The 25,367-nt window shown below is 50.9% G+C and carries 25 protein-coding genes; 15 read left to right on the top strand and 10 right to left on the bottom strand.

From position 1 onward, the window contains the following. The first annotated feature begins 107 nt into the window (after positions 1 to 107). The 5 genes from jag (at position 108) to EKM96_RS06440 (ending at position 5,604) form a co-directional block, all read left to right on the top strand. Positions 108 to 866, top strand: coding sequence for an RNA-binding cell elongation regulator Jag/EloR (jag, locus tag EKM96_RS06460; protein WP_125641440.1), 759 nt, complete (start codon positions 108 to 110; stop codon positions 864 to 866). 354 nt (positions 867 to 1,220) lie between these two features. After that, positions 1,221 to 2,615, top strand: coding sequence for a tRNA uridine-5-carboxymethylaminomethyl(34) synthesis GTPase MnmE (mnmE, locus tag EKM96_RS06455; RefSeq protein ID WP_125641437.1), 1,395 nt, complete (start codon positions 1,221 to 1,223; stop codon positions 2,613 to 2,615). A 52-nt stretch (positions 2,616 to 2,667) separates the two neighbouring features. After that, positions 2,668 to 4,578: a tRNA uridine-5-carboxymethylaminomethyl(34) synthesis enzyme MnmG gene (gene mnmG, locus EKM96_RS06450; protein WP_125641543.1), complete on the top strand. Its 1,911-nt coding sequence runs from the start codon at positions 2,668 to 2,670 to the stop codon at positions 4,576 to 4,578. Between the two features lie 350 nt (positions 4,579 to 4,928). Beyond that, entirely contained in the window at positions 4,929 to 5,282 is a 354-nt protein-coding gene (locus tag EKM96_RS06445; protein ID WP_125641434.1) for a hypothetical protein, read from the top strand. Positions 5,283 to 5,352: 70 nt separating this feature from the next. Further along, entirely contained in the window at positions 5,353 to 5,604 is a 252-nt protein-coding gene (locus tag EKM96_RS06440) for a type II toxin-antitoxin system Phd/YefM family antitoxin (protein WP_125641432.1), read from the top strand. A 72-nt stretch (positions 5,605 to 5,676) separates the two neighbouring features. Here the strand turns inward: EKM96_RS06440 and EKM96_RS06435 are convergent, their stop codons facing one another. The 3 genes from EKM96_RS06435 to EKM96_RS06425 form a co-directional block, all read right to left on the bottom strand. Then, positions 5,677 to 5,946: a hypothetical protein gene (locus EKM96_RS06435; protein WP_125641429.1), complete on the bottom strand. Its 270-nt coding sequence runs from the start codon at positions 5,944 to 5,946 to the stop codon at positions 5,677 to 5,679. Positions 5,947 to 6,047: 101 nt separating this feature from the next. Then, positions 6,048 to 7,388, bottom strand: coding sequence for a branched-chain amino acid transport system II carrier protein (gene brnQ, locus EKM96_RS06430; protein WP_125641426.1), 1,341 nt, complete (start codon positions 7,386 to 7,388; stop codon positions 6,048 to 6,050). Between the two features lie 99 nt (positions 7,389 to 7,487). Next, positions 7,488 to 8,135 (bottom strand): NAD(P)-dependent oxidoreductase, encoded by a 648-nt coding sequence (locus EKM96_RS06425; RefSeq protein WP_125641423.1) that lies wholly within the window; start codon positions 8,133 to 8,135, stop codon positions 7,488 to 7,490. 121 nt (positions 8,136 to 8,256) lie between these two features. On the opposite strand from EKM96_RS06425, the gene EKM96_RS06420 reads away from it, so the two are divergent. Beyond that, positions 8,257 to 8,826, top strand: coding sequence for a GNAT family N-acetyltransferase (locus EKM96_RS06420; protein WP_125641420.1), 570 nt, complete (start codon positions 8,257 to 8,259; stop codon positions 8,824 to 8,826). Here the strand turns inward: EKM96_RS06420 and EKM96_RS06415 are convergent. Continuing rightward, positions 8,823 to 9,347 (bottom strand): acyl-CoA thioesterase, encoded by a 525-nt coding sequence (locus tag EKM96_RS06415; protein ID WP_125641417.1) that lies wholly within the window; start codon positions 9,345 to 9,347, stop codon positions 8,823 to 8,825. The genes EKM96_RS06420 and EKM96_RS06415 overlap by 4 nt on opposite strands. Positions 9,348 to 9,521: 174 nt before the next feature. On the opposite strand from EKM96_RS06415, the gene EKM96_RS06410 reads away from it, so the two are divergent. Next, positions 9,522 to 10,730: a condensation domain-containing protein gene (locus EKM96_RS06410; protein ID WP_125641414.1), complete on the top strand. Its 1,209-nt coding sequence runs from the start codon at positions 9,522 to 9,524 to the stop codon at positions 10,728 to 10,730. 42 nt (positions 10,731 to 10,772) lie between these two features. Here the strand turns inward: EKM96_RS06410 and EKM96_RS06405 are convergent, their stop codons facing one another. Next, the gene (locus EKM96_RS06405) at positions 10,773 to 11,969 is read right to left on the bottom strand and encodes a multidrug effflux MFS transporter (protein WP_164510985.1); all 1,197 of its coding nucleotides are present in this window, start codon (positions 11,967 to 11,969) and stop codon (positions 10,773 to 10,775) included. 369 nt (positions 11,970 to 12,338) lie between these two features. Here EKM96_RS06405 and lepB point away from each other — a divergent pair, with 369 nt between their 5' ends. From lepB to EKM96_RS06380, 5 genes are all read left to right on the top strand, one after another. Next, positions 12,339 to 12,923: a signal peptidase I gene (gene lepB / locus EKM96_RS06400; RefSeq protein ID WP_125641408.1), complete on the top strand. Its 585-nt coding sequence runs from the start codon at positions 12,339 to 12,341 to the stop codon at positions 12,921 to 12,923. 120 nt (positions 12,924 to 13,043) lie between these two features. Then, positions 13,044 to 13,499 carry a MarR family winged helix-turn-helix transcriptional regulator gene (locus tag EKM96_RS06395; RefSeq protein ID WP_125641405.1) on the top strand — a complete coding sequence of 152 codons (456 nt, stop codon included), beginning with the start codon at positions 13,044 to 13,046 and terminating at the stop codon, positions 13,497 to 13,499. Positions 13,500 to 13,653: 154 nt separating this feature from the next. Next, entirely contained in the window at positions 13,654 to 14,187 is a 534-nt protein-coding gene (locus tag EKM96_RS06390; RefSeq protein ID WP_125641402.1) for a hypothetical protein, read from the top strand. Positions 14,188 to 14,355: 168 nt separating this feature from the next. After that, positions 14,356 to 15,687, top strand: coding sequence for a C1 family peptidase (locus EKM96_RS06385; protein WP_125641399.1), 1,332 nt, complete (start codon positions 14,356 to 14,358; stop codon positions 15,685 to 15,687). A 101-nt stretch (positions 15,688 to 15,788) separates the two neighbouring features. After that, a complete protein-coding gene (locus tag EKM96_RS06380; protein WP_125641396.1) occupies positions 15,789 to 16,427 on the top strand; it encodes an HAD family hydrolase in 639 nt (212 codons plus the stop codon). 64 nt (positions 16,428 to 16,491) lie between these two features. Here EKM96_RS06380 and EKM96_RS06375 read toward each other — a convergent pair whose 3' ends face one another. The 4 genes from EKM96_RS06375 to EKM96_RS06365 all read right to left on the bottom strand — a co-directional run bounded on the left by EKM96_RS06375 (position 16,492) and on the right by EKM96_RS06365 (position 19,036). After that, positions 16,492 to 17,340, bottom strand: coding sequence for a C39 family peptidase (locus EKM96_RS06375; RefSeq protein WP_125641393.1), 849 nt, complete (start codon positions 17,338 to 17,340; stop codon positions 16,492 to 16,494). Between the two features lie 528 nt (positions 17,341 to 17,868). Continuing rightward, on the bottom strand, positions 17,869 to 18,162 hold the full coding sequence (locus EKM96_RS06370) for a transposase (protein ID WP_125641390.1): 294 nt from the start codon (positions 18,160 to 18,162) through the stop codon (positions 17,869 to 17,871). 70 nt (positions 18,163 to 18,232) lie between these two features. Then, a complete protein-coding gene (locus tag EKM96_RS10570) occupies positions 18,233 to 18,403 on the bottom strand; it encodes a hypothetical protein (RefSeq protein ID WP_164510984.1) in 171 nt (56 codons plus the stop codon). Positions 18,404 to 18,490: 87 nt separating this feature from the next. Next, positions 18,491 to 19,036, bottom strand: coding sequence for a hypothetical protein (locus EKM96_RS06365; RefSeq protein WP_125641388.1), 546 nt, complete (start codon positions 19,034 to 19,036; stop codon positions 18,491 to 18,493). Between the two features lie 248 nt (positions 19,037 to 19,284). On the opposite strand from EKM96_RS06365, the gene EKM96_RS06360 reads away from it, so the two are divergent. Beyond that, the gene (locus EKM96_RS06360; RefSeq protein ID WP_125641385.1) at positions 19,285 to 20,100 is read left to right on the top strand and encodes a DNA/RNA non-specific endonuclease; all 816 of its coding nucleotides are present in this window, start codon (positions 19,285 to 19,287) and stop codon (positions 20,098 to 20,100) included. A gap of 67 nt (positions 20,101 to 20,167) precedes the next feature. On the opposite strand, the gene EKM96_RS10565 is transcribed toward EKM96_RS06360, so the two are convergent. Further along, a complete protein-coding gene (locus EKM96_RS10565) occupies positions 20,168 to 20,323 on the bottom strand; it encodes a hypothetical protein (RefSeq protein WP_164510983.1) in 156 nt (51 codons plus the stop codon). Between the two features lie 112 nt (positions 20,324 to 20,435). Between EKM96_RS10565 and cls the strand changes: the two genes are divergently transcribed. Together cls and EKM96_RS06350 are read left to right on the top strand one after the other, a co-directional pair. After that, entirely contained in the window at positions 20,436 to 21,893 is a 1,458-nt protein-coding gene (gene cls, locus EKM96_RS06355) for a cardiolipin synthase (RefSeq protein WP_125641382.1), read from the top strand. Positions 21,894 to 22,167: 274 nt separating this feature from the next. Then, positions 22,168 to 25,248 (top strand): YfhO family protein, encoded by a 3,081-nt coding sequence (locus tag EKM96_RS06350; RefSeq protein ID WP_125641379.1) that lies wholly within the window; start codon positions 22,168 to 22,170, stop codon positions 25,246 to 25,248. The last annotated feature ends 119 nt before the right edge of the window (positions 25,249 to 25,367 follow it).

Raw genomic sequence — 25,367 nt, 5'->3', positions numbered from 1 at the left:
ACCAATCATAAAATGCATTTTAGAACCGCTACCGAAGTCTCGGTGGCGGTTTTTTCTATGGTATACTAGCCGTTAATAGACTACGGACGTATTGGAGGAATCAAGTCATGACCATCTTTACGGGGAAAACAGAAGAGGCGGCAATTCAGGCTGGCTTGGCAGCACTGAACAGTGACCGCGATCAGGTGACCATTAACGTTGTAACCGCGGCGCGTAAAGGGTGGCTCGGTATCGGTCAACGTGATGCCATGGTGGATGTGACGTTGAAGGTCGTTGCTGCCGATCAGGCGGCCGCCAAACCAGCACCGGTGAAGAAGACCCCCGTGTTCAAGGTGCAACAACCGGTGGCACCTGCTGCACCGGCCGATGAACCCGAACAGCCAACCGTGAGCCCGGCAGAGCGTCAGGCTCGGCGGGAGGCGGCGATTAGTGCGGTTGAGGACTATCTCGGCACGATCGTCGACCAACTAGGAATTGATGCCACGGTTGCGGCAACCAGCGCGGGTCACCGCCAGGTTCAGCTCGAATTTACCACGGACAAGGAAGGCCTGTTGATTGGGAAGCATGGGCGGACCATCAATGCGCTACAGAGCCTGGCGCAATTGTTCCTGAACCATCATGGGGCGGCACACGTCGAGGTTGAACTGGACGTGGCCGGCTATCGGGAACGGCGGCGCGTGACCCTGGCCCGTTTGGCGGACAATACCGCCCGCGAGGTCGTAGCCACGGGTAAGCCAATTTACCTGGACCCGATGCCATCATTTGAGCGGAAACAGATTCACGCCGTATTGGCGAAGAACCGCTTCGTCACAACGTATTCGGCGGGTAAGGAACCCCACCGGGCGGTTGTGATTGAGCCGGCCTAAGTTTGGTTTGACAAATGGTGGGATTGCCCTTATAGTGAAGACAATCATTCTTATCATGTTTACGATAAAGTAGTGAAAGTACTTTATCCGTGCCCGGTTAGGTGGCGCGGAGTAGGTGCTTTTTTTTATGGCTATAAATGATACGCCAGGGATGTTGGCCAGTTTTGAACGGTGGTTTAGCGCCATCACTCAGGAGGTGGCTGACAGGTCCTGTGGGCGCGTTAGCGGGCTAGACTAGTCAGTACCGCTATCGGTCGGTACGGGTCCGGATACGGAAACTGACCGCTACTGGTCGGGAACAGGATAAGGACTACAGACGAAGCGCAGTGTTTGATAGAAAAAGGAGGATGACTCATGGCAGTCACCACAACGGAATTTGATACGATTGCGGCAATTTCTACCCCACCTGGTGAGGGGGGCATTGCGATCATTCGGCTATCTGGCGAAGAGGTCTTTGACGTCGCCGGCAAGCTGTTTAAGGGCGCCGATTTAAGTCAGGTTGCGAGCCATACGATTCACTATGGCCACATCGTTGACCCTGAAACGAATGAAGAAGTTGATGAAGTCATGGTAACCGTGATGCGGGCGCCTAAGACTTACACCAAGGAAGATATTATTGAAATTAACTGTCACGGTGGGATCGTGGCGACGAACCGGATTCTTCAGTTGTGCCTGAGTTACGGGGCACGATTGGCCGAACCGGGTGAATATACCAAGCGGGCCTTCCTGAATGGTCGAATCGATTTGACGCAGGCCGAATCCGTGATGGATTTGATTCGGGCCAAGACCGATAAGTCGATGAAGGTGGCTTTAGATCAACTGGATGGTGATCTGTCCAAGTTAATTCGTCATTTGCGACAGGACATCCTGGATGCCTTGGCGCAGGTCGAAGTTAACATCGACTATCCTGAATACGACGACGTGGAAACGATGACAACGAAGATGCTGTTGGAGAAGGCTCAGTCCGTTCAGAAGCAGATTAAGGTTCTGTTAGCGACGGCTAAGCAGGGGAAGGTCTTGCGTGAAGGCTTGGCCACGGCGATTGTCGGTCGGCCTAACGTCGGGAAGAGTAGCCTGTTAAACCATCTGTTGCATGAAGACAAGGCGATCGTGACCGATGTGGCTGGGACCACGCGTGACGTGATTGAAGAATACGTCAACGTCAAGGGGGTTCCCCTGAAGTTAATCGACACCGCCGGGATTCGCGATACGACGGATAAGGTCGAGAAAATCGGGGTCGAACGGTCGTTGAAGGCCATTGATACCGCCGATCTGGTGATCTTAGTTCTGAACGCCAGCGAACCACTGACGGCCGAAGATAAAAAGTTGCTCAGTGCCACGGCGGCTAATCAACGAATCTTGATCTTAAACAAGACCGACCTGCCACAACAGCTTGATCTGACGGCGGTTAAGGCCGCTGCCGGTGACAGTCCGATCATTGAAACCTCCATTTTGAAGAGTACAGGGATGGATCAATTGGAAACCACGATTGCCCACCTGTTCTTCGATGAAGGCATTGAATCCAACCAAAACAATGTCATGGTGACAAACGCCCGGCACATTGGCCTCTTACATCAGGCTAGCGATGCCTTGTCCGACGTCATGCATGGGATTGCGGCGGGGATGCCAGTGGACCTGGTTCAAATCGACATGACGCGGGCCTGGGACTTACTGGGAGAAATCACCGGTGACAGTTACCAAGATGAGCTACTAGACCAACTGTTTAGCCAGTTCTGTTTAGGAAAATAATCAGAAGAGAAAATGGTTGGCGATGAGTCAACATGAAGGGAATCGAAAAACCATGACTGAAATCAAGGAATATGCCGGTCGCGACTACGATGTTATCGTGGTTGGTGCTGGTCATGCTGGTAGTGAAGCAGCCCTCGCCGCAGCGCGGATGGGCAACCGGACACTACTGATGACGATTAATTTGGATATGGTGGCCTTTATGCCATGTAATCCTTCCGTTGGGGGTCCCGCAAAGGGGATCGTCGTCCGGGAAATCGATGCCCTCGGGGGCGAAATGGGTCGTAATATTGACAAGACCTACGTCCAAATGCGGATGCTAAATACCGGTAAGGGTCCCGCCGTGCGGGCCTTACGGGCACAAGCCGACAAGCATGCTTACCATGCCGAAATGAAGCATACCATTGAAAAGGAACCGAACCTGACCTTACGTCAGGGGATCGTGGATGACCTGATCGTCGAAGACGGTGAATGTAAAGGGGTAATCACCAACACAGGGGCGCGTTACGCCGCTAAGTCCGTCGTGATCGCCGCCGGAACCGCCGCTCGGGGAAAGATCATCATCGGTGAATTGATGTACTCATCCGGTCCTAACAACTCTCAACCCGCAACCAAGCTGACGGCTAACCTGCCCAAGTATGGTTTCGATTTGGAACGATTCAAGACCGGGACCCCACCACGAGTGGATGGGAACACCATCAATTATGATGAAACCGAAGAGCAACCTGGGGATGAAGAACCCAATCATTTCAGCTTCACCACGCCAGATAGTGCCTACCTGGAATTGAAGAACCAATTGTCTTGCTGGTTGACCTACACCAACGAGAAGACCCACGCAATTATTCGGGAAAATCTGGACCGTGCGCCCATGTTTACCGGTGTGATTGAAGGGGTTGGCCCTCGTTACTGCCCATCCATTGAGGACAAGATTGTCCGCTTTGCCGACAAGCCTCGTCATCAAATCTTCTTGGAGCCAGAAGGCCGGAAGACGGATGAATGGTACGTTCAAGGCCTTTCAACCTCAATGCCTGAAGAAGTGCAACAGAAGATTCTGCACTCCGTTAAGGGGTTAGAGGATGCCCAAATGATGCGGCCCGGCTACGCCATCGAATATGACGTGGTTGCACCCTATCAATTACGGCCAACGTTGGAAACCAAGCTGCTGAAGAACCTCTTCACCGCTGGCCAAACCAACGGGACGTCGGGTTACGAAGAAGCCGCTGGTCAAGGACTCTTAGCCGGGATTAATGCCGGACTGCGGGCCCAGGGCAAGCCAGGCTTCACGTTACAACGTTCCGATGCCTACATCGGTGTCATGGTGGATGACTTGGTTACCAAGGGGACGAATGAACCCTACCGGTTGTTGACGAGCCGGGCCGAATACCGGTTAATCCTGCGGCATGATAACGCCGACCTGCGGTTAACCACGAAAGGTCACGACCTGGGATTGATCAGCGATGACCGCTACGAAGCCTTCTTGGCTAAGCGTGCGGCCATCAATACCGAGATCGAACGGTTGAACAGCATTCGTATCAAGCCTAGCGATGCCGTGAACGAGTTCGTTGGCCAACATGGCGACAAGCCGTTGCAAGACGGTATCATTGCGGCGGCCTTCCTGCGGCGGCCCTACGTGACCTACGCCACGTTGTTGGACTTTATCCCGGCACCAGATCAGCCACTCGATCGACACATCATTGAGGAAATTGAGGTTTCCCTGAAGTATGCGGGCTACATTAAGAAGTCCGAAGAGAATGTGGCGAAGTTGAAGCGGATGGAAGCCAAGACGATTCCCGCCAACATTGACTACGATGCTATCGATGGTTTAGCCACGGAAGCTCATCAAAAATTAAAGAAGATTCAACCAGAAACCTTAGCCCAAGCAACGCGGATCAGTGGGGTTAACCCAGCCGACATTGCCATCTTGAGTGTTTATATTGAACAAGGAAAGATCGCTAAAGTTAACTAGTTAATCATTAATTAAACCCCGAGAAAATTTATTCTCGGGGTTTTTGTGTGGCTAAAAGTGCTGATATGAAAGCAGTTTTAAGAGTTCTTCACGTGGGTATTATTAATAATTATCAAGCGATTATCAATTTAATAATAAAATGTACACGTAATCTTTACAGGTTCTTTGCAGGTTTACCACAGAGCGGCGGTAAGGTAGTGAATGTAGTCAGTCACGTTCGGAACCGATCGGAGGAGTGGGATCGAGCAGCGTTCAGTTGGAAATGGACTAGCATTTCTGGCCGACGACGGGACGTAGAGGGGATGGTTGCCATGCGGATAGCTGTGATAGTCGGACTAGCAGTCACCTGTATGAGTCTTGCGCTCCATGGCTGGACCCTTTTTCGGTTTCAGCAAACCCAATCAGTCGCCGCCAGGGTAAACTTGCGGCGGCGAAGCCTGATCTATATTTGGTTGGTTAGTTTTGGTGTTTCGTATGCCGCGATGAGTGTTTGGCTGCCGATGGCGGTCGGCGTTCGACCATTGCTATTGTTGATGATTGCCAACGTCATTGCCTTGGGGCACTGTTTGGTCCGCAATCGACGAGCGTGGCCATCGGTCTCGGTGCAGCACTTATGGGTACGACAATGGCAATTTCTCGCGGGGAGTCAATTGAGTATTTTAGGAACGTTGATGGTGGTTTTGATGACGCTGAACCAGCGTTAAGTAAAATGAGGCCAGGTCTCGTTGACGGGACACGGTCGATCACGGGGGATTATAGGGAGGAGCACTAGCGATGAAGCAATATTCACCACTTGCAGCACAGGAAGACTTTTTACAGATTTTGACGGCGGTTCACCGGTTGAAGGAAACGATTCTGGTCACGCCGACCGATGCGGACGATGCCGAGGCCGCTGTCATTGTTCCCAAAGGGGAATGGGAGGCATTAGCTGAATTGGCCTTTCTGCAGGAGCCCATGGCACCGCGGGACGGTCAGGCCGTCACCAAGGATGCTAAGGTTAACTTGCATAATATGGAGTGGGGCTAAGCTACAGCCAATTGAAGCGATCAAAATAAGCGTTGGGGTTAAAATTTATCCCCAACGCTTATTTATTTGTCGTTAATAACGACCACCGCCGTACATGAAGGCTTTGATCACCCCAACGACGATGAAGGCCACTTGAACGCCCAGATCAATCTTGGCAAGGGGATTAGTATCCCGAGTGTCTTCAAAAATATTGAAGTGTAGCATGATAGTAATGAGTGAACTGAAGGCCAGGAAGGCGACGGTGATCGGATCTTTGATCACAAAAATGGCGATTAACAAGACCCAAGTCATCACGTCAACCAGGATCTTAAGATGCGTTGTTGGGTAATGAATTTTAGTCATTCGACTCACCTCATTTGATTAGTCATCGTGAACAATTGGCTTCACAGTGAGTTTACCTGAGGGGAGCGGAAAATGGCAGTCGGTAGCTATCGGTAAGTAAGCTAACCGTTACTTCGCGAGGCCAACTGACTTATAGTCCAACCGGCGATGATCCCGATGACAGCCGGAACCACCCAGCCAAACCCTAACGCAGCGAAGGGGAGCCGTTGATTCCATGACCATACGAGCCGATACCAGGCCTGGTGGTGGACAGTTGTTGGTAGAGCGATGATTCCGGAGAACAGGGCAGGGATCATGGTTAGGCAGATGCTGGTGTTATAGAGCCAACGGGAATGGCCGAGCCAAGGCATAACGGCCAGGGCAATGAGGACGATGGCTAATGGATAAAGCAACATGAGGATGGGCGTCGAATACGTAATTAATTTAGTCAGGCCCACGTTAGCAAATAGGCATGGGAGCAGGCTAGCGAAGATGATTAGGCCGGCATAGGATAGCCGGGGAAACATCTCGTGGAGGGTGTCACCAAAGGCAGAGATGAGACCGATGGCTGTCTTGAGACAGGCGACGATGACAATCAGGGCCAATAGAATATTACCGAAGGTGCCGAAGTAATAGTGGGCAATCTGCGCCAGGGTGATGCCACCGTTGGCGGCCCGGCCAAAGTGACCGAGGCTCATAGTTCCCATGAGGGCCAAGAGGGAGTAGATCAGGCCCATCATGATCACACTGATGGTACCGGCCTTGACGGTATCCTTGGCAATTTGACCGGGGTCGCTGACGCCCAATGCGCGAATATTATCGATAACGACAATGCCAAAGGCCAGTGAGGCCAAGGCGTCCATGGTGTTGTAGCCCTCGGTGAATCCCTGGAGGAGTGGGGCGGTGACGTAGTGCCCTTGGGGCGTCGCGGTTAGCCCACCCAAGGGACGGACAATCGCGGTCAGCATCAATAGGCCTAAGAGAATCAGGAATAGTGGGGTCAACCATTTACCGATGTAGGTCATGAGCTTGCCGGGATTACGCGCCAGCCACCAGGCGAGGCCAAAGAAACCCACGGAGAAGACGGCCAAGACCAGTGGCTGTCGGGCGGTTGGCGTGAATGGTGCCAGGCCAATCTGAAATGAGGTCGTGGCCAGCCGTGGGAGCACGAATAAGGGCCCCAAGGTCAGATACAGGAGAATGGTAAAACTGTAGGCAAAGGGGCGACTGACGCGACTGCTGAGGTCAAAGACGCCCTGGCTACGCGATAGGCCGATGCCCATGACGCCGAGTAGTGGGAGGCCGATCCCGGTGATGAGGAGGCCAATGATCGCCGCCCCCACGTGATGGCCAGCTTGTTGGCCGAGATAGACCGGGAAGATCAAGTTCCCAGCGCCGAAGAAGAGGCCAAAAAGCATCATGCCAATGAAGAGGGTTTCACGCCAGGTTAATTGCTTTTTCAAAGTGATCGCAACTTTCTATGCAGGATTAGTTAGAGCCATTATACGGGATTAGGCAATAAAAAACGACACTTACCCTGGGGTTAGTGTCGTTGAGAAGGTTTAGCGATCGGCAACGGTGAAGCGTGCCTGATGATGCTTAGGCGTTTCCAGCTCATCAAGGATGGTGACGGCCATGGTTCCAGCAGAGGTGCCGCTGGCTTGCTGATCGTTAAACAGCAAGTTGTCGTTGCCCAAGATGGCGGGAACGGCGGCGCCTGGATGGAAGTTTGCGGCTGGGGAAACGCCAACCCAGTTGACGTTATCGACGTCATTCAAGAAGTTTAATTCCTTCAATTGATTTTGTGGAATGGCGATGAAGCCGGCCGCATTGGGATCTTTTGCGATATCGTTAACAAATAGATGGTTATCATCCCCGGTGTGCAGGCTGCCGGCGCCTAAGATGAAGACGAGGCGCGGTGCTGACGTGCCCCGTAGGAGGTGGACCAGGTGAGCGGCCAGGTCGACGTGAAGGTAGGCCAGGTCTGGTGCGGTGGCAAAGGCATCAACCACGACGTCCACGGCTTGAAGATCCGCTGCCGTTAGGTCGAAGGCGTCCTTGACCGAGGTCGTCAATGCTGGGCTGGAAGACAGCTTCGCTAATTTTTCCTCTGACCGCGCGAGGGCAGTCACCTCGTGGCCCCGCTTTAAGGCTTCGGTAACGATTTCTGAACCGGCCATACCAGTGGCCCCAATAATCATAATCTTCATGAATAAATGTCCTCCTTCATTGTTTCGATTAGTATAGCCGTTTTCATAGGTGAACCCAATTATTTTGGTTCGCACCGCCGGGCTGTGCTAGAGTAGGAACAACTAGCAAGGAGGGGTCAAGATGAAAGATGTGGTTCAGGGACAGTTGGTCCATTTGACGGAAATGCGCGATGGGGATGCGGAATGGTTGCAAGATACCCAATGGGAGCCGGGTTTACTGCGTAATTTATCGGCGGATGCCTTGCATCCGGTGACGGCGGCTCAATATAGTGAGTTGGCCGAGTATCCCGAAAATAACGATCAGTTTTTCTTCATGGTCCGGGCCAATGCCGATGATGGCTTATTGGGATCGGTAATCTTAAATAATGTGTTGTTCAAGAATCGCCGAGCAACCCTGGGGATTGCCCTGCCGGTCGTTAGTGATCGGGGACAGGGATATGGTGTCGATACCCTGAATACCATTTTGTCCTTTGCCTTCAATGAACTCGGCCTACATAAGGTTAACCTGGAGGTCAATGCCAATAATTTGCCGGCCATTCACGCCTATGAGGCCGTGGGTTTTATTCGTGAAGGGGTCAACCGCGAGGCGGTCTTTCAGGACGGCCGCTGGCTCGATCTTTATCAATACGGGATTCTGGCGAGTGACTGGACGGATGTTTCACGTGAAACATCAGCCGACGGTATCGACTAGATTGGCCAGGGAGCGGTCGTTGTCACGTGGGCATTTAGGTCGACCTGTTCCTGTCGGCGTTCCCGTCGTTGCGCAGCTCGAGCGGCGTAACCGGCACAGAGATAACGTTGTTCCTCGGTCACCGGTTTCATGGCGGGAAGCGGCTCGCTAATCGTTTGATCCTCGATGACGTAGGTAATGAAGCAAGTGAACCCAACGAAACGGTCACCCGTGGTCAGGTTTTCGCCGATGATTTTCACGAAGACCTCGAGAGATCGCGTTCCAGTGCCGCAGACGTAGGCTTCTAGGTCCATCGAGTCATCGAGACGGAAGGGAGCCAAGAAGCTGACGTGGTCAAACGAGGCGGTCACCACCGTCTTATGAGTTAGCCGGACGGCGGCAACTGAAGCACTGTCATCTACCAGAGAAAGAATTTTTCCGCCAAACACGGTCGCGTGTTCATTCAAGTCGGCCTGAAAAACGCGATGACTGGTAACGATCAGCGTCGCATTACAAGATACGGGTTCGGAAGCTTGAGTCATAACATCACCTCATGGATTTAGTAATAACTTCATTCTAACAGAGTCCATCAGGGGTGACGACTAAGCCATAGATTACAGCTTTATTAATTTTTGCCAATAGTTAGATTGAATCTTGGTGGTTAACGTAACGCCTTTGCTATACTGAGACTAATTAAGGCAAGGAGGGGTGTTCGCATGATTTACCATGGCGAGCCGTTGGATTTACTAGCGACTTTAGATCCAATTCAGACGTATCCATTATTGGAATGTACGTTGAGCTTAACCCAACCGATTGATGTGGCCCGACTTAAGGATGCGGTAGCAACCACGCAGACGGTCGTTCCCCAAGTGTTGGGACGGTATAACCTTAAATGGAATCGGTTTGAGGTGGATCATGAAACCCTAGACGCCGTGATCAGTGAGTACACGGAAAGTCACGACCCCGGCCGCGCCCAATTCGATGTTGAAGCGGGTCCGCAACTAAAAATTCAAGTGATTCACTATGAAACGTATGACCAGATTCGATTGGTGATGAGCAGTCTATTAACCGATGGTGAGGGGTTTAAGCACTACCTTTATCTACTGGCGGCAGCGTACTCCGGCGAGGATCTGACCAACTTTACCAATGAACGAGGCGTGCGGAAGATTTTACAACATCTGCGGCATCCTCACCGACCACTGCCGGCAACGGATGAACGCACGGCTGAGAAGGTGCCCGCGCAACGGGGGGATATTCACCATCACCGCGGGGAAGCCATTATTTCCCAGGTTATAAGTCGACGGATGCGGCAAAAGGCGCACCTTCAGGGGGTTACCATGAATGCGGTGCTCCTGTCGGCCTATGCCCTGTCGTTGTCGGCAGTGACGGGTGAACGCCAGTTGGTGATTCCTGTTCAGGTCGATCTGCGGTTACACGGCCCCGTGAGCGCCACCAACGTGGTTCAGGTGGCTAACATGACGAGTGAAATGCCGTTGAAAATTGAAATCGGCGATGGCGACACACTGCAGAACGTGGTGCCACGCACGCAGGCCACCATTAGCGAATTGCGGGACCGATTGGCGTACTTACCGCCGCTGGTTGAGGTGAATCGCATGAGTCGGGCCTTACCACCCGTGATCGTGCGCCGGCTAGCCGGAAAATTTAAGCCGCAGGCCCCGATCTCCTTTGCTAACTTCGGGCACATCGACCACACGCGGTTGGACTTTGCCGGCATTGCGGTCACACAAATCTATTTTGCGGGTGCTTACCGAACCATGCCGCATTTTCAACTCACCGTCAGCATCTATCATGACACGTGGACGTTAGCCTTTCGGATGATGGGCTCAGAACCCGATTACCAATTGGGCATTAAAATTTTGAAAAATGTCGTCGCCCAGCTCACGCAATGGAGCCAACACGACTAATAAAAAGAGCCACCTGAGAAATTAATCTCGGGTGGCTTTTCGTTAAGATTCAGGGGTGAGTCGTTGTTGATATTTAACGAGGCCCAGGGCCCCAGCACTACACAGGAAGAGCATGACGCCCATGGCGGCGTAAGACTTTCCGGACAGGCCAACCAAGGGCGATACCAGTCCACCGCAGGCATCCTGTGAGAGGCCGATGACGGCGGAAGCACTCCCGGCGTTGTGGGTGGCTTGGTCCATGATGATGGTAACCGTGAGGGTTAGTAGCGCCCCAATCAGGACGACCAGGATCAGGATCAGACCACTAACTAGCCAAACGCTGGCCGGGAAGAGTAAGGAGGCAATCATAATGGCACTGACGATGGCGGCCAGGGTCAGTAGGCCGGTAACCTGTTGGCGGTTGGTGAAGTACTTGATCAGCCAGCCGGGTAAGTTACTCCCGACCACGATGCCCAAACCGTTGAAGGCGTATAGCAGGCTAAACGTCTGCGGCGCCATCCCAAACCCCGTCTGAAAGACGAAGGTTGAGGCCGAAATGTAGGCAAACAGCGCACCGTAAACCAGTCCAGTGGCGAGAATTAATGGCCAGAAGCTGGGCTGAACGGTCAGCTTGCCCATGGCGAGCAACGAGGCGCTGAAGCCCCCCGTTTGGCGTCGATCGACCGGAAGGGATTCCGGTAGGCCGAAGGCCACGGCTAGCGCAATCAGGACCCCAATGACGGCCAACAGCACGAAGATGGCCTGCCAGTCGACGTAGTGAATCATGAAGCCCCCAATGATCGGGGCAATGATGGGGAAGACCCCGTTGACGGTGTTGAGGAGGGCATAGAAGTGGGTGAGTCGTTGACCGGAGAAGAGGTCGCGGGCCACCGCCCGAGCCATGACCTGGCCGGTGGCGCCGGCCAGCCCCTGCACGAAGCGGAGAATGATTAGTAAGGTAATCGAATGAATGAAGGCCATGGCTAATGAAGCGAGTCCAAATAGGATGAAGCCCGCAATCAAGGGCTTTCGCCGGCCATATTGGTCGGATAAGGGGCCAGCAATCAATTGGCCCAAGGCGAGGCCGATGAGACAACTCGTGATACTGAGCTGCATCAGTGAGGCGCTGGTGGCAAATTGGGTTTTCATTTCCGGCAAGGCCGGTAAGTAAAGGTCAATGGCCAAGGGGCCAGTTGCACTGACCGTTCCTAGTAACAGTGTGAGCCAGATGAGTTTACGCCGTGAAATGGCAGTATTCAACAACAGTCAGTCCTTTCCGTTTTTTAGCCATCGAAGGTGATGATGGCGGGGGTTATTACATAATTTATATTTGCTAGAAACAGTACTGGACCGCTAATCTGCTTAGCAGAGTGCGGCCCAGGGAATGGTCTAGATAATTTAAGTATTCCTCTATTATTGCCGGAAAAAGCGGAATTTGCAAGCGCCGTTTTAACGTTGAGTTAGCAAATTTATGACGACTTCATTAAATTCGGGGAAAGCGTAGGGTTTTGCAAGGTTAAATGGTAAAATTACAGGTGACCCTATCAACGACTTGTTTTACGGCCAGGCGTCGGGGTGTATGATAACAGTACCTAATTAATCTAATTTAAGAATGAGGAGTCACACGCCATGAAAGCACTAAAAGAAGTCATGAGTTGGATTATTCCGGTGGTCATTGGGTTAGCGATTGCCCTTGCCATTAAGCAGTTTGTCTTCACCCGGGTTCGGGTCGACGGTCCATCGATGGAGCCTAACCTGGATAACAACGAGAAGGTTTTCGCCTTCAAGCAATCTAAGATTAAACACCTAAGTGTCATTGTTTTCGATGCTCACGGGGAAGATCCTGCGGCCAAGGCCAACACGAACTACGTGAAGCGGGTGATTGGCCTGCCTGGTGACACCGTAACCAGTAAGAATGGTTACATCTATGTCAACAAGAAGAAGATCAATCAGGGCTTCATCAGCAAGTCGGAACAAACTTCCGGAACCGGGAACTGGACCCTCGCTAGTCTGCAAAAGACGAACGGCTGGGGTAACGGCACCACGGTGGTTCCAAAGGGGAAGTACTTTGTCCTCGGGGATCATCGGAGTGTGTCGAATGATAGTCGCTACTGGGGCTTCGTCAATAAGGACAAGGTCCTCGGGGTTGTTAAGGTGCCAGTTTGGGCATCCAACAAGACCAAGCGCGCTAATGTTAATAATCTAGCTTATTAAATGAAACGTGGTCGTTGACGCAATGGGCGTTGGGATCACGTTTTTTTCGGCAAAGCGCCCTTGATATTTCCTATGAGGTGGCTTATACTTGCGCACGTAAATTTAGGAAGGAGACCGCTTATGGTCAATAGTAGCAACGATCCAGACATCTTAAAATGGTTATCCATTGCCAATCGTTATACCCGGATTGCGCTCGATCGGCGTCTCCAGCCTTATCGACTGAATGCCAGTATGTACTATTATATTCTCAGAATTCACGAGCAGCCCCGACTCACGCAGGATAAGCTGATCAATTTGACTTATCTGAATCCTAGTAACGTGACGCGAGCGGTTAATCAATTGGTTAACCTGGGTTATGTGCGTAAGCGCCAGTCCAAGACGGACAAACGAGTCTACGAGTTATCCCTGACGAAACGTGGTGAGACTATTTATCCTGATATCGTGGCGATTAGGCAGCACATAGCCGACCAGTTACTCACGGATATTCCCACCGAGCAACACGACGAGTTGGTGGGCCAGATTCGTCAGTTGGCCTTGCGGGCCGTTGCCAATGAAACGCCGGATGAAGCGGAGTAGTGGCGAGCACAATGAATAAGCCTAAACGACTGATAGTCCAGCGAATGCTGGGCTTTTTTGTTCTATGATTATTAGTTACGAAGTTATATAATCGTGTTATCGGTGTTGAAGGTGTTTTATTATTCTGATGAACAATTCTGGAGGAGACGGAAATATGAATTCAAAACGGGTTAAGAAGATTTTGGGGATGGTCTTGTTAGTCATGGTCGCACTGTTTGCCGGCCTAGCTAACCCACAAACGGCAGCCGCTAAGTCTGTCAGCTATCATAAGACCAGTAGTGTGCCAAAGGCGTTTCGGCGGAATTGGTATCACTATGACAAGTCTAGCAAGTATGTTTGTCGGGATAAATTTTCCAAGAACCACATCACCTCACGGTCCAAGGTCAATGGTCACGTTGGGTCATATACGGCCAAATTGTCGATTCGTAAGAACAGCTATGGTTTTTACAAGACCCAAGAATACGGTTGGGATAACCAAACCTACCCAGACAATTGGATCGTCGTCAAGAATTGGAAAGTCAATGGTAAGAAGCAAACCGTTTTGATGCATATTTTATTTGAATATGCGCATATCTACACGAAGAAGCCGATCAAGAAGGACCTCTACGTGAAGGTCTACAATCACAAGTCGGTCTTCAAGAATATTGGGAGTTACTACACCATGAATCAATGGCTGGCTAAATTCTAATTAGAAAGTTATCGCGGTGGTGACCCTTCAATGGGCACCACCGTTTTTGTTTAGCCACTGTCCCATGAACGCCGGGAAGATTGCCTTCCACGGAGAGAAGCGCTAGAATTAGGCCAATGCTTATTATGAGATTCTAATGAGAAATCCAAGAACGAGAGGAGTTAGCTTATGCCAGACATTAAGAATGGGCACGTGTTGGACGCCATCGAGACGGCGGACCTACACGCTGACCTCCAAAATCAACCGGCACACGATGTGATTAGTCGAGCGGTCATTAAGAACGGTGTCCTAGCCGCTTCGGAGGACCCTCAAGCGGCGGTTCGTTTGAACCGAGCCTTTTCCGTGGAACTGGACACGGGGAAGGTGGCCAACCAGAAGCATTCCGGTCGGTGTTGGCTATTCTCAACGCTGAATACCATTCGCCACCAGTTCGCGGCTAAGTATCACGTGAAGGACTTTGAATTATCTGAGAGTTACCTGTTCTTCTGGGATAAGGTTGAGCGGGCCAACATCTTCTATGACAATATTTTGCGTACGGCACAGAAACCGGTGAGCGACCGAGAAGTCGCCTTTTACCTCAGTCGACCGGGTGAGGATGGTGGCCAGTGGGCCATGGGTGCCGCGTTGGTTCAGAAGTATGGCGTGGTGCCGGCCAGCGCGATGCCCGAATCGTTTAACACCAATGATACGACGGGGTTTGCGGCAACTCTTGACCTGAAGCTTAGGAAGGACGCCGTGGCATTGCGGCGGCTCGTTGCTACCGGTGCCAGTGATTCCGAGATTGCGGCCGTGCGTTCCAAGGCCCTGAAGGAAGTCTATCGGATGGCGGCCTATTCGTTTGGCGAGCCGCCAAACACCTTTGATTTGGCCTACAAGGACGACAAGCAGGTCTATCACCGGGATGCCAACTTGACGCCGAAGGGCTTCTTCGATAAATACTTTAATGTTGATCTGGATGACTACGTGGTGGTGACGAATTCACCCGACAAGCCGTTTAATCGACTGTATAGCCTGCCTAGCCAAGATAACATTGTTGGTGGCAAGGCCATCACCTTCCTGAATTTACCGATGGATGTGTTGAAGAAGACGGCGATCGATCAACTCCAGGGCGGTGAAACGGTCTGGTTTGGTAACGATGTGCTCCAACAGATGAGTCGTGAACGAGGGTTCTTAGATAGTCAGCTCTATCGTACGGCGGATCTGTTTGGTGTTGACCTCAGCCTGACCAAGGCGGAACGATTAGCCTATGGCGAAGCCGCGGTGTCTCATGCCATGACGCTGACGGGGGTCGATCTGGTACACCGGGACCCGGTGCGTTGGAAGGTTGAAAATAGTTGGGGCGAAAAGAATGGTGACAAGGGTTACTTCGTGATGTCGGATGATTGGATGAATGATTTTGTCTACGAAGTGGTTGTGCATAAACGTTACTTGAGCACCGAGCAACAGGCCCTGTTGGAAACGACGCCAGAGGAATTACCGGCGTGGGATCCCTTACAATAAAATTATTAGAAAATACCAGTCCGCGGGGCTGGTATTTTTTTAGTCGCAAAGGGTAAAATGTGTTCAATGAGTCTCAACCAAACTGATGAGGTGAAGCGAGTATGCAAAATTTCTTATTCGATTTCGATAGTACCTTGGCCGACACCCGAGACGTCGCGGTTATTGCGACGCAACGCGCCTTCGAGGTGCAGGGCCTAACGCCACCCGAACGTGATGTGGTCGTTAGCTACATGGGCGTGCCGATTGAGGTGTCATTTGCGAAGATGGCGGCGGTGCCATTGAGCTCGACGGCGTTGGAAGATCTGTATACCGTCTTTCGGGCTCAGTATCAGGAGGCCGAGAAGCTCGGCATCACCCTGTTTAACGGGATGGCGACGACCTTAGCGGCATTGAACGAACGCGGTGCCCAACTCTTTGTGGTTTCCAGTAAGCATTCCGTTCCGCTGCAACGTAATCTGGATCAAGTGGGATTGGGAACCACCTTCAAGGCGATCAGCGGATCCGACACGGTGGATCACTACAAGCCGGCACCCGATGGCATCTTGGCGTTGGTCGATCGCTTTCATTTGGATCCCAGCGAGAGTGTCATGATTGGCGATGCCAAGTATGACATGCAAATGGGTAAAAATGCCGGTGTTTCGACGGTTGCGGCCATGTGGGGGGCGGCCGATCCGGCCTCGGTTAGGGCGGAGGATCCCACGTACATCTTGGCCAAACCGGCCGATCTGTTAACGTTATAAAATGACAAACGGCGTCAGCGATTAAGATCGCTGACGCCGTTAATTTTGATCGATGGTGCGTTGGTTAATAACTCAAGGCACGGTAGGCATCGTGTTTGCGCAGCGTATGTAGCCGCTTGATGGTCATACTGGTTTTCTTCTTCGTCCAGGGATCGTTATAGTAGGCCCGCGTCTTACTGTAGCCAGAAAGGGTGATGGCGTGGGTATCGAAGCCATCGAGACCGGCGGCCCAGATGACGACAGGATGGTTCTTGTTGATCTGAGTTTTCATTTGGTTGAAGGAGGATCCGGTCATGTTTTTAGCCGTTCCCAGATGCTTCTTGACCGTGGACATCAGGCCCTTGGGGGCAACCCACCAGCCGGTCTTGTTGTATGGGCTGCCAATGAATCCCTTGTTAGGGTTGGAACTGCGGGGCATTTCCTTAGCCAATGATAGCTTGGTGACCTTGGCCCCGGCATATTGAAGCATCATGGCCGTTGCCGTAATCTCACAGCCGGTTGGGAGCTGAGGCCGTTGGCCGATGAGGGGAACGGCGAGATAACGGTAAGATTTAACGGTGCCATTGCGGTGAATCCAGCCGGTCGTTTTATGGTTATAGGTAAATTTAAGCCAGGTGCCATCTGCCATCGTCTCTTCGCGAGTGATGTGGACCTGTTTGTTGGCGAAATGGCGACCGTTGCTAATGGCGGTCACGTTGGCAGCCGATGATTGGGCACCACCGGTACGATAGACGGGGTAATTGTGGGAACGGTTGGCCCCAATCTTGGTGTAGTAGTTCACTTTTTTTAAGTGGCTCACCTGACGATAGGTTGTCTGACTAGTGGCCGCCGCGTGGCCGATGACGGCCGGTAGGCCAAGGACAAATAGGCCGCCCAAACTGAGTGCCAGCAGGGCCAAATTAAGTCGTTTCATTTAAAATTCCACCTTAGTATTCGGATTTTAAGGATGTCCTAGTCGTTGGCTAAGCTCGCAAAGGCCTGGAATGGGGAATGGGTCGCTCAAAGTGGCGCGGCTAGGTCACTTAGAGTGTACCCCTAAATGGTTTTGCGAGGCAATGTTTTTGAAAAAACGCTAATGATCAAAAAACCGTCCGATTAGAGACGGTTATGCTGAACTGGTTAGGAACAGAAAGATTAATTAATTTGATTGGTGAACTGGATCTTGGTCTATGGATATCCTAATCGGAAATTATGAAGAAACTGTGAAGATTATTTTTAAAATACTAATGAGTATAGATAGTTTTTATTTATAGTAGTGAAAAACAGAGCCCTTCCAGGGATTGGATTAAATGAAACTAATGGTTATCAGTGGATTTTGACGAATATCGACCGATCGAGACCGGATCTTTTTAGTGGTTTTTAAAAATTCTAATCATTTTAATAAGAATTAACATAATCAACTGAATCAAAAAAGCCGCCAATTTTTTAGCGGCGGCCGGGACTAATGATGAAAGTGCGGATGCGGGTGGCTTAACAGATGGGGATGACCGGCACACTCGTCGGGTTCATCATCTTGAAGCCGTAATTGCTTGGTGCGTTCACGTGCAATTTGAAGTTGTTTTTTTAATTGGCGGTTCTTCCAGTAGCCATGAATCAGCACGGCGGCCGGAATAACTTGTAAGGCGGCGGTAGCAGGAATCAGCCATGGATTCTCTTCGATTAGGGTGAGTAGACGCGCACGCTGTTCGGGAGAAATGGCTTCGACAGGGTTGACGGGTAATCGGTGTCCTAACATATTAAATCACGCTCCTTTCGGCTATCATAGCTCAAAAAGGAAGCGCTGTCAGGCGAGACGATCGGGCTCGTTAGTGGCGGTTGCGCCAGACACTGATGAAATGGAGAATACTGAAGACGACCCCGATGCCGAGAATGCCAGTTTCTAACATGACAATCCACGGCAGATGGCGCATCTGTTGATAGATCACGATACCGCCAACGACGATGACACCTAACAATCCGGGAACAATTCTTTTCATCAGTTTCCACCTAGCCTTCGTTTATGCTTAGCGACGCAAAGAAAACGGTCGAGACCGAAGTCCCGACAGTCTTAAATGCTGTCGATGTTACTTACCGACCTTAATCATAACCGCCTTCGTGACGTCATTGTCCACGTCACGGGCGATATGATAACCGGCAACTTTAAGATGCGTTGCTTTATTCTTACCCGTCAAGGTGTCCTTGACCGTAAACTTTTGTGTCATTGGGATGTCGGACAGTTTCCCTTTAAAGTTGACGATGGTGTCATCGCCCTTGGTCTTGAAGGTGGCCTTAAGGGTCCCTTCCTTGTTCAATGCCTTAGCCTTATCAGCGGCGGCGTAAGACTTGTAGATTTTGTTAACGTTGTAGACGGTCGCATTGCCTTGCTTGTCGAAGCTGTAGGCTTCTAGACCGGAATTACTCTTAGCGTTCACAGAACCCGTGACGTACCAGAGTTGCTTTGAACTGGTTAACGTTGACTTAACGTCGGCTTTCTTAGTCGTTTTGTTCTTAAAACTAGCTTGTTGGTTACTCCCCGATTTGCTACTGTTGCTATTACTGCAACCGGCCAGGCCCACGGCCATAACGGCTACTAAGCTCAGAGCAGCGGCAAAAATCCGCGATTTCTTCATATCTCAATCACCTCATCAAAAATCATAACAGTTTTATGGTGCAGGTACAAATGACCTACGCTTAACTACTGTCAGTATAGCATGTTCACCTAGGCCAAACGATAACGGGTCAGTTAAAAAAGCGTTAAGTTACCGTTGCTGAACAGAACCAATAAATTTTAAAAAAGTTGGCATTCGCTAAAGACGAACACATGTTTTTCTGCTAGAATATGACAGAGAGTTTTGGAAGCTAAGGGAGGAAGATTTAGATGAGTAAACGTCGTCGAGGACGCCGGCGCAGTAAGACATCCTTGGTTACCGCGCTAATCGTCATTGCCATTGGTGTGATTGGCGGAGGACTGAGTCAACAGGGATCATCCCCGACCAGTAAGGTTGGTCGCGAGGCCTCGAGTGCGGTCAGTCGCGTGACCAACGGCGCGTCGAAAGAAGCCACCGCGCCGAAGCAATCGGTGACCGGTCAGGCGTTGGCCCAACAGGCCTACAAGGGGACGCAGATTGTTGCGGTGAACCATAATCGGCCCACCTTTAGTCAACAGACGTTGTCACTTAAGAAGGGCGCCTGGGCGACCTATGGGGCGCTTGATAGCCTGAATCGGGTCACGACGGCGAATGCCATGCTGAGTAAGTCCACGATGCCCACGGCCAAGCGGGAACCGCTGTATGTCAATCCAACCGGTTGGAAAAACAAGCCTTATACGGTAAATGGCAAACGGGGTTATTTGTACAACCGTAGTCACTTGATTGGGTATCAGTTGACGGGGCAAAATAATAACTTGAAGAACCTGATGACGGGAACCCGATCGCTGAATGATCCGGGGATGACAGCCTATGAAAATCCCGTTGCTAGTTATCTGAAGAGTCATCCAAGTGACCACGTTCGTTACCAGGTCGAACCGGTCTTTCGTGGTCAAGAACTGGTGGCTCGTGGGGTCCATATGCAGGCTAAATCCGTTGAAACTAGCGGGATTTCTTACAATGTCTACATTTTTAACATTCAGGCGGGCATTAAGATTAACTACAATACAGGAACCAGTCAGCTAGGGAATCCGGCGGCCGCCTTTTAGGGCCGTGGGTTTGGTATAAGATAAACGGGCCGTGACAATTTAAATTTGTCACGGCCCGTTGTGGTCGTTAATGACGATTCATATAGCGATAAATAGCATACAGAATAATCCCAGCTAAGAGGATTAGGCCGACGCTTGGGTTGTCACGGAAGACCCAGCGGACAATCCGAAAAGACCCAGTTCCGTGAAGTCCTCCCAGTAAAGAATACGTGAATGAAGTCATGGGACACCTCCTGAAAAATTAGAGTTATTATGACTAAAAATTAAAAAAAAGTAAAGACATTTGGACGATTTGGCGTATTATGAGGAGACAGAGAACAGAGGAGGGTTTCCCCGTGGATGTGAATTACACCTTAATCTTAGAAATTATTGTGATCGTCAACTCGGCGTTGGCCTTCGTGACGGTTTTCCGGGAGAAACGGGATATTGCTGCGACGTGGGCATGGATGTTGGTGCTGGTGTTAGTGCCGGTGGTCGGGTTCATTGCCTACGCCTTCATTGGCCGGAAATTACCTAAGGGCCGGATGTTTCGATTGCAACATCAAGTGGCCGTCCAGTTAGACGAACGGTTACAACAACAGCGAGATCAGATTGGCAATCAAATTATGCCGGCTGATCAAATCAGTCACTCCGTTATCAACATGGTTAACATGTTTATGGAAACGGATCAGGCCTTTCTAGCCCGTAAGAATCGCGTTCGGGTGATTACGGACGGGCATAAGCTGTTTCACTTAATGATGGAAGATATTGAAGGTGCCCACTCGAGTGTTCATATCGAGTTTTACACCTTCTATAATGACAAGATTGGTAATGATATCTTAGACCTGTTGGTTAAGAAGGCTCGCTCAGGGGTTGAGGTCCGGGTGATCTACGACCCATGGGGTTCCCTTGGAACCTGGAAGTCCTTCTTTAAGCCATTGATTGATGTCGGTGGCCATGTAGAACCGTTCCTGGGAACGCAGTCGGCCGTCATTGACTTTCGGTTAAACTTCCGTGATCACCGGAAGATTGTCACGATTGATGGGGAGATTGGCTACGTTGGTGGCTTCAACATTGGCGACCAATATCTTGGGCGAAAAGAAAAGTTTGGTTATTGGCGGGATACGCACCTGCGGATCGTCGGGTCCGGTGTCTTTGCCTTACAGGCTCGTTTCATGTTGGACTGGAACGCAACCGATCGGGACAATCCGTTTAGGGATGATCGGATTGAGACGAAGTACTTCCCACTGACCAAGGTCAAAGGGGAGACAAGTCTTCAGATTGTTTCCAGTGGACCCGATTCGGACCTGCAACAGATTAAGATGGGCTACATGCGCCTCATCCAGACCGCTGAGAAGCGGTTGTGGATTCAAACGCCCTATCTGATTCCAGACGACAGTGTCTTGGACTCCTTGCGGATCGCGGCTATGGCTGGGATCGACGTTCGAATCATGATTCCTGATAAACCAGATCACGCGTTTGTTTATCGAGCAACCCAGTATTATGCGCGGCAACTGGCCGCCGATGGGGTTAAAATTTACTATTACCACCACGGCTTCATTCATGCCAAAACCATGGTCGTTGATGGTCGGATCGCCTCCGTTGGCTCGGCCAACATGGACTATCGGAGTTTCAAATTAAACTTTGAAATTAATGCGTTTATCTATGATGCGGCGGTTGCCACACAACTAGAAGAAATTTACGAGGCCGATATGCGGCAGAGCGAATTGATTACGCCGGAGAAGTTTGATCAACAGTCTGTTTATTTAAAATTCAAGCAGACAGCTTCCCGGTTACTTTCGCCGATTTTATAAGACCTGACTTGGTTTCCAGCTGGGGATGGCGTATTATTAGTTCTGCTGGGTAACCGGCAGTTTAGAAAGTATGTGAAAGGGCGTCGCAACCAACCGCGGCGCCCTTTTTTTGATCGTGGGGGACAGTTATCGTTAGGGAAAAATGGGTCCGCGAAACCTTATAATCCGGTATTGTCTGGCCAGAAGGATTGACACCAACCGCTTGGCTTGTGTAGATTAAAGTAAGTTGGCCTGTTCCTAGGCTATTGCGGATTAAATAATTGGAGGCATCATCATGAAAATCGCAAACCGCCGTTGGCCTTTGTGGGTATTGTATACCCTGGGGTTTGCGGTGATCGCGGCGCTAAGCTTTGGGGTATTTGGACTAGCGCATCGGACGCTGATCTGGAATATGGATGGCGTCACACAACATTATCCGTTAATTCTTGAACTACATCGTTTGTTAATGAAATCTGGGTTAGGTGGCGTGGCCGGCTGGTCTTGGACCTTTGGCCTGGGGGCGGATAAGCTCACGACACTAGCCTATTATGTCCTTGGTGACCCGTTTGCTTATGCATTGGCACTCTTGCCCACTCACTGGTTAGAAGCGGGCTATGGCTGGTTTATTGTCTTTAGGCTGTACGCCACCGGATTGGCCTTTTTGGCTTTGGCCGAGTACTATGAGTTTCGGCCTAGTAGCCGGCTGATGGGGGCGTTAACGTATGCCTTCACAGGTTATTCGTTGATGATTGGTGTTCACCATCCCTTCTTCTTACTGCCAATGATTTGGACGCCATTACTCTTTATCGGCATCGATCGGATCTTGCGCGGCAAGGGCTGGGGCTTCCTGGGTGTTATGACCGGATTAACCATTCTCAGCAATTTTTATTTTGCTTACATATTAGGGCTGGGTAGTCTCATTTACGCAGTCATTCACTTTTACCGTCTAAAAGATGAGGGAACGCTGGCACTCAAGTGGCCGCGGGCGATTGGTCGCTTTCTGGCCGCTGCTGGGGTTGGTTTACTTATCTCGGGGGTCCTGCTGTTACCGTCGTTACTTGCGATGCTGCAGTCTACCCGGACCATGTCGGTCTTTGCCAATGGTTTGTTGACGTACCCTAGCGGCTATTATCTACAATTGAGTAACATCGTTTTGACGACCGGGAATACGGTTAATTATTGGGCGGTGCTCGGGATTAGCAGTCTGACATTCTTTGGCTGCGTCTATAGCTTGGTTCATTGGCGAGACCACAAATGGTTAGCCATGACGTTGGTCACGATTGGTATCGGCCTGTTGATTCCTGCCGTAGCGGCAGCCTTCAATATTTTTTCAACGCCATCCAATCGGTGGATCTTAATGGCCGCCGTGCCTTTTGGCCTGGCAACGATGACGCTCATGGATCATTTGACGATGCTGACCCGCCACGATCGCTGGTGGCTCGGCGGTAGTACGGCTGCGTTGTTAGGGCTGGTCTATTTAGGCAATGGCTTGGTGTTTAGTAATCCCGGCCGTAACCTGATCACCTATGGGTTGTTGCTGGCCCTAATGGCGGTGATTATGGGCATTGGCCAACAACCGGCTAGATGGACCATTGGGCTGGTTTGGATCCTAGTGGGCCTAAATCTGGTTAGCAATGCTTGGGGATATTACGATCCGAACGCGGGGGTTCAAGCGACACAACAGCTGCGACAAGGCGACGCCACAGCGTACATTCAAGACTATTTTGATGACGCTCAAACCGTTGCGCAGCAGTCCAAGGCGTTCACCCGAGTCAATGCCACGCGTAACTTTAACCTCTTACGGACGGTGGGAAATAATATGACGATGACTCACGGCCTCCATGGTGTGATGTCGTATTTCTCCGTTCAAAATGGTTACATTGGCCAGTTTAGCCAGGACTTACAGAACTCAGAGTACTCAATGAATGCCCCCATGGGCCAGGCCGACAGTCGGACAACACTGAATCAAATTCTCGGGGTTAAGTATTTATTTGCCCGTGAGGATCAGGTGGCCAATGGGAACGCCTTACCATATGGGTATCATGCTCAAAAGAAGGTCTATCCGGAAAAACCGGTCTACGGGTTGTCGAATGGTTCGGGAACCCAGGTGCTCACGACAAGCCTGAACTTTCCGCTGGTCTACACGCAACCGACGACCATGTCCCAATCGACCTGGGAAGGGCTCTCGAGTCTCGACCGGGAACGGAGTCTAAGCCAAACGGCCGTGGTCCGTCAGGGCAGGCAAGGAACTCAGGTGGCCCATTATCAGTCGCCTAAGCGAAACCTGGCCTACACGGTTAAAGCAGAGACGGCGCCGGTCATTGACAGTACGAATAAGGTCATTCAATATCGACTCCAGCAGGCCCATGCGGCAGCTAAGGCCGGCCTAGGAGAGAAACAATTAACGGACTTTGGTCGCACGCTGAAACTACCTGAGTTAACGCCTGATCAAGACGGGTTGATTAGCGACAAAGAGGTTCAGCAATATGGCCCCATGGTCAATCTGAATCAGGACAAGGCCGCCTTGAAACAAGTCTTGCTGGCTAACCAGGAGATTTTGCAGAAGACGGCCCAGGCCAATCAGACGGGCCTACATCAGGTGACAAGTGATGCGCAAGGAAAGCCGATTACCTATACCTTGACGTTAAAACGGCCAAAGCAAGCGCAGGGAACGGAATTGTATTTGGCTTTGGATGGGGTTAGCGCCGATCATTTAACGACGGCGGGACAACTCGCGTCACAGAATAATACAAGTGTTTTGGGCGCAACACCACGGTCAGACTTAACGAAGTTGAATGCCTGGCGGGACGCCGTTAATCATCCGGACCTGGGCGATTACTGGATTAATGTTAAAACCCGTAATCAAACCAAACTTTTTTCACAGTTCGGGACCGATAATCTGTCGGATTACGAGCCTAAACACCGTGTCCTAATGAACCTGGGTTATTCGAATCAGCGTCGACAGACGGTCGACATTTCCTTTAACGCAACGAAACAAATTAATTTTAAATCGGCGAAGTTGATTGCTGTGCCATTTGGCAAGACTTACGATCAACAGGTCCATGAGGTCCAAAGTCGAGGGTTGAAGCGGGCTAAGGTCCAAGATAATTCAGTATCAGGTCGGCTGACCACCGATCGGGCAAGTATCTTAACCACCTCCATTCCATATTCTTCGGGTTGGCGCCTAACGATTGATGGTCGACACGTGGCCACCGAAGTTGTTAATGATGGGTTTGTTGGGGCCAAGATTGGGTCGGGAACACATCGGATTCGCTTGACCTATGCGACGCCGGGATTAAAGGTGGGTATCCTGCTAACCGTGCTAGGCGGCTTAGTTGTGGTTGGCGAGACCATTTGGTATCGTCGACGAACCTAAAGAAAGTTCCGTAAAAAGCCGGTTAGAATTTTTCGTTGAGAAGAATTCTAGCCGGCTTTTTTGTCGCGGATCAGGGACTGTCGTGGGGGTGCCTCGTTGACGGGTATAACCCGGGAAAA

This window comes from Levilactobacillus tangyuanensis (assembly GCF_003946545.1).
In the GTDB taxonomy this organism is placed as follows: Bacteria; Bacillota; Bacilli; order Lactobacillales; family Lactobacillaceae; genus Levilactobacillus; species Levilactobacillus tangyuanensis.
The sequence above is the reverse complement of the archived record's forward strand: the minus strand, read 5'-3'. Positions and strand labels throughout refer to the sequence as shown.